Below are 3,587 nucleotides of genomic sequence, written 5' to 3' on the forward strand. Positions count from 1 at the left end.
GTACTATGTAACGTGAAGTGTTTTGTAGTTTGCTAGCCCAATCATTTCAATATAAAAACCAGCAAAAGGAGGAATGCATGCATGATCACTATGGATAACATCATCCGTGAAGGTCATCCTACATTGCGGAGGTCGGCTGACTTGGTCACTTTCCCTTTATCTGCGGAGGATCGAAAAATCGCCACAGAAATGATGGAGTTCCTTTCGAACAGTCAGGATGAAAAAATCGCCGAACAACTCAACTTGCGCGCAGGTGTTGGTTTGGCAGCTCCGCAAATCGACGTTTCCAAGCGCATCGTTGCACTATTGATACCGGGGGAGTATGAAGATGATCCTCCAGAATTGGCCAAAGTGATGTTCAACCCTAAAATCGTCAGCCATTCCATCGAAAGTGCCTGCCTTAAAGGTGGCGAAGGTTGTCTTTCAGTGGATCGCGAAGTACCAGGGTTCGTCGTCAGACATAGCCGTATTACGGTATCTTACCAGGATGCCGAAGGAGTGACACACAAGGCTCGCTACAAAGGCTACATAGCCATCGTGGTCCAGCACGAAATCGACCATCTCAACGGGGTCATGTTCTACGACCACATCAACGAACAAGCGCCTTTTGCCGTTGAAGACGACGTCATCATAATTGAATAGAAAATGAAAAAGAAGAACGTTTCTGCAGCTACTGCCGAAACGTTCTTCTTTGTTTTTATTTTGTTAGATATCTTTCCAGGAATTGCTTCGTGCGAGCCTCGTTTGGATGATTGAAGATATGATCAGGGGCTCCCTGCTCCAGGATGACACCTTGATCCATGAAGATGACGCGATCGGAAACTTCCTTCGCGAACTCCATTTCATGCGTCACAACAATCATCGTCAAGCCGCTATGAGCAAGATCCTTCATGACCTTCAATACTTCTCCCACCATCTCCGGGTCCAAAGCCGATGTCGGCTCATCAAACAATAGCGCATCTGGTTCCATCGTCAACGCACGGGCGATAGCGACGCGTTGTTTTTGGCCGCCTGACAATTGATCCGGTTTGGCGTTTATGAAGTTCCCCATGCCAACCTGTTCCAGATAACCCATGGCGATCTTTTCGGCTTCCTGCTGGGACTTTTTAAGGATTTTAACAGGTCCTACCGTGCAATTATGCAACACGTCCAAGTTATTGAACAGATTGAACTGCTGGAACACCATACCCAATTTGCTGCGGTACTTGAAGATATCGTGCTTCGAGTCCAATACGTTCTCGCCGTTGTAGATGATTTCCCCTGCTGTAGGTTTTTCCAGCAAATTGATGCAGCGCAACAGAGTCGATTTACCGGAGCCCGATGAACCGATGATGCACACAACTTCTCCTTTATTCACGCTGAAATCGATGTCCTTCAGCACTTCGTGTTGGCCGAAGTTCTTCTTCAGATGCTGTACGTCAATTACTTTTTCCATCAAATGATTCCTCCTGTGGCAATTAATTTGCTCTGTCTCTTCCTGCTTGTTTTTTGCGAGCCATTAATTCTGGTGTAGTCAATTGGTCTTGTCCTGCACCCATCATCTGATAATTATCAGGGCCTTGCATTTTTCTTTCGATGGCACGCAGGACGCGCGTCACCGTGAAGGTCATGACGAAGTAAATGATTGAAGCCACGAAGAATGATTCGAAATAACGGAAGTTATTCCCGGAAATCGATTTGGTCGTAAAGAACAATTCCGAAACGGAAATGACGTTCAATACGGATGTATCTTTTATGTTGATGACGAATTCGTTCCCTGTAGCCGGCAGAATATTCCGGATCACTTGCGGCATGACGACATTCCGCATTGTTTGCAGATGATTCATCCCGATGGCTTGAGCAGCTTCGAATTGCCCTTTGTCGATGGATATGATCCCACCGCGGACAATCTCCGACATATAAGCGCCCGTATTGACCGATACAATCAGCAACGCTGCGAAAATACGGTTCATGTCTATATCAAATGCCAAAGCAGCTCCATAATAGATGACCATCGCTTGCACGATCATCGGCGTTCCTCGGAAAATTTCGATGTAGCATGACAGTAAAAAATTCACCACGTTGTACGCGTGTTTTTTCCATCCAGATTCCGCAACCGGGATCGTACGAATGACGCCGATCATAAGACCGATACCCAGTCCGATTACAGTTCCGATTAAAGCTATATATAATGTTGTCCATGCACCTGATAAAAACTGTCTCCAGTTTTCTTCGATGATTCGGATAACCCAACTAAACTCCATTTAATGTATGCCCCTTTTTGATGTTCCGTCCACCAGAATTATTCAGCTGATGGCTGGTTTTGGATTGCTTCATCCATCATTTGGATGCGTTCTTCTTCGGTGATGCCGCTCAAGATCTCATTGATCTGATCTTTCAATTCGCTTTCTTTGATCAAACCGATTGCGATTTCTGAATCAGCTGCGGACAATTTAAACGTATCCGCTTCATCCAATTCGATCATTTTGAATGCAGAATTGGCTGCTGAAGCGCTGATGGCTTCTGGACGTTCCGATACGTAAGCATCAATTGTGCCCGATTCCAAAGCTACGCGCATGGAAGTGAAACTGTCCATTGCCGGTTGCTTTTGCACGCCTTTAATCTGATCGATGACGCCATAGTGCAACGTATTCAACTGCGCAGTGACTTTCGCATCCGCGAAGTCAGCTAAAGTTGTCGCATCTGCATAAGCGCCATCCGCTTTTACGACAATAACAAGTTCAGTCGTATAGTAGGAATCCGAGAAATCAATCGCTTCTTTGCGTTCATCCGTCGGAGACATGCCTGCAACGATAGCATCGATTTTGGATGAAACCAATGCCGGCACCAAGCCATCCCATTCCGTCTTGACGATGACCAGTTCTTTGCCTAATCCATCTGCCACTTTTTGTGCCATCTGAACATCATAGCCATTTGCATAACCATCAGCGCCGTCGATTTTCACAGCACCGTTGCTGTCGTCATTTTGTGTCCAGTTGAAAGGAGGATAGCCCGCTTCCATTCCAACCGTGAATGTTTCAGAATCCGCTGTACCATTAGCCGCGGATGAATCATCAGTGGCTCCGTTGCCGCAACCCGCCAAAATAAACAAGCCTGTCAATGCCGCCATTGTTTTTTTCCATGTTTTTACTGTCATCTCTATTTCCTCCTAATGTATATAGTACTTTTTAACTGCTCAAAAATAATAACAAATAACCCTTCTTATACGGCCGCTTTTTATCCACCTTTCTACCCATAGAGCGTCATAACAACGATAATTCAGTCCGTTTTTGTGCAAAAAAATAGACTATAAAGCAAAAGGCCCTATAATCCAGCTTCCTTCTGCCCGCAATACCGAAAGTACTCCACAAACGATTTTGGGCAAATCGTTCTGACAGTGTCAGGATTATTAACCCTGACCCCAACACAGCAAACGCTGTATTTCGGCGAACACCCCTTTCAAACGGGCATTTTACTCTTGATGTTCGCAGCCTCTTCCATTATTGTATGATCGTATGACATTATTGTATGTTATTATACTGTACTGATTTTTAATTTGCAACAAAAAGCGCTTTGCCCCGCCATTCTAGCAGCCAATTCCATTACAG

The 3,587-nt window shown here is 45.3% G+C and carries 2 protein-coding genes, 1 pseudogene and 1 riboswitch; of the genes and pseudogenes, 1 reads left to right on the forward strand and 2 read right to left on the reverse strand.

The annotated features are described in order from the left end of the window. Positions 1 to 81: 81 nt before the first annotated feature. Positions 82 to 642 (forward strand): peptide deformylase, encoded by a 561-nt coding sequence (gene def, locus WBM30_RS04970; RefSeq protein WP_424899654.1) that lies wholly within the window; start codon positions 82 to 84, stop codon positions 640 to 642. Between the two features lie 55 nt (positions 643 to 697). Here the strand turns inward: def and WBM30_RS04975 are convergent, their stop codons facing one another. Further along, complete coding sequence (locus WBM30_RS04975; protein WP_424899655.1) at positions 698 to 1,435, reverse strand: amino acid ABC transporter ATP-binding protein; 738 nt, start codon at positions 1,433 to 1,435, stop codon at positions 698 to 700. A gap of 22 nt (positions 1,436 to 1,457) precedes the next feature. Continuing rightward, positions 1,458 to 3,136: pseudogene (locus tag WBM30_RS04980) on the reverse strand (ABC transporter substrate-binding protein/permease). Positions 3,137 to 3,329: 193 nt separating this feature from the next. Then, positions 3,330 to 3,484, reverse strand: a riboswitch (Lysine riboswitch). Positions 3,485 to 3,587: the final 103 nt, after the last annotated feature.

The sequence above is a fragment of the Trichococcus sp. genome, assembly GCF_049684335.1.
GTDB lineage: Bacteria > Bacillota > Bacilli > Lactobacillales > Aerococcaceae > Trichococcus.

What these genes read in the sequence shown, in the direction of transcription:
- WBM30_RS04975 (WP_424899655.1), bottom strand. Translation starts at nt 1,435, where the DNA reads ATGGAAAAAGTAATTGACGTACAGCATCTGAAGAAGAACTTCGGCCAA.
- def (WP_424899654.1), top strand. Translation starts at nt 82, where the DNA reads ATGATCACTATGGATAACATCATCCGTGAAGGTCATCCTACATTGCGG.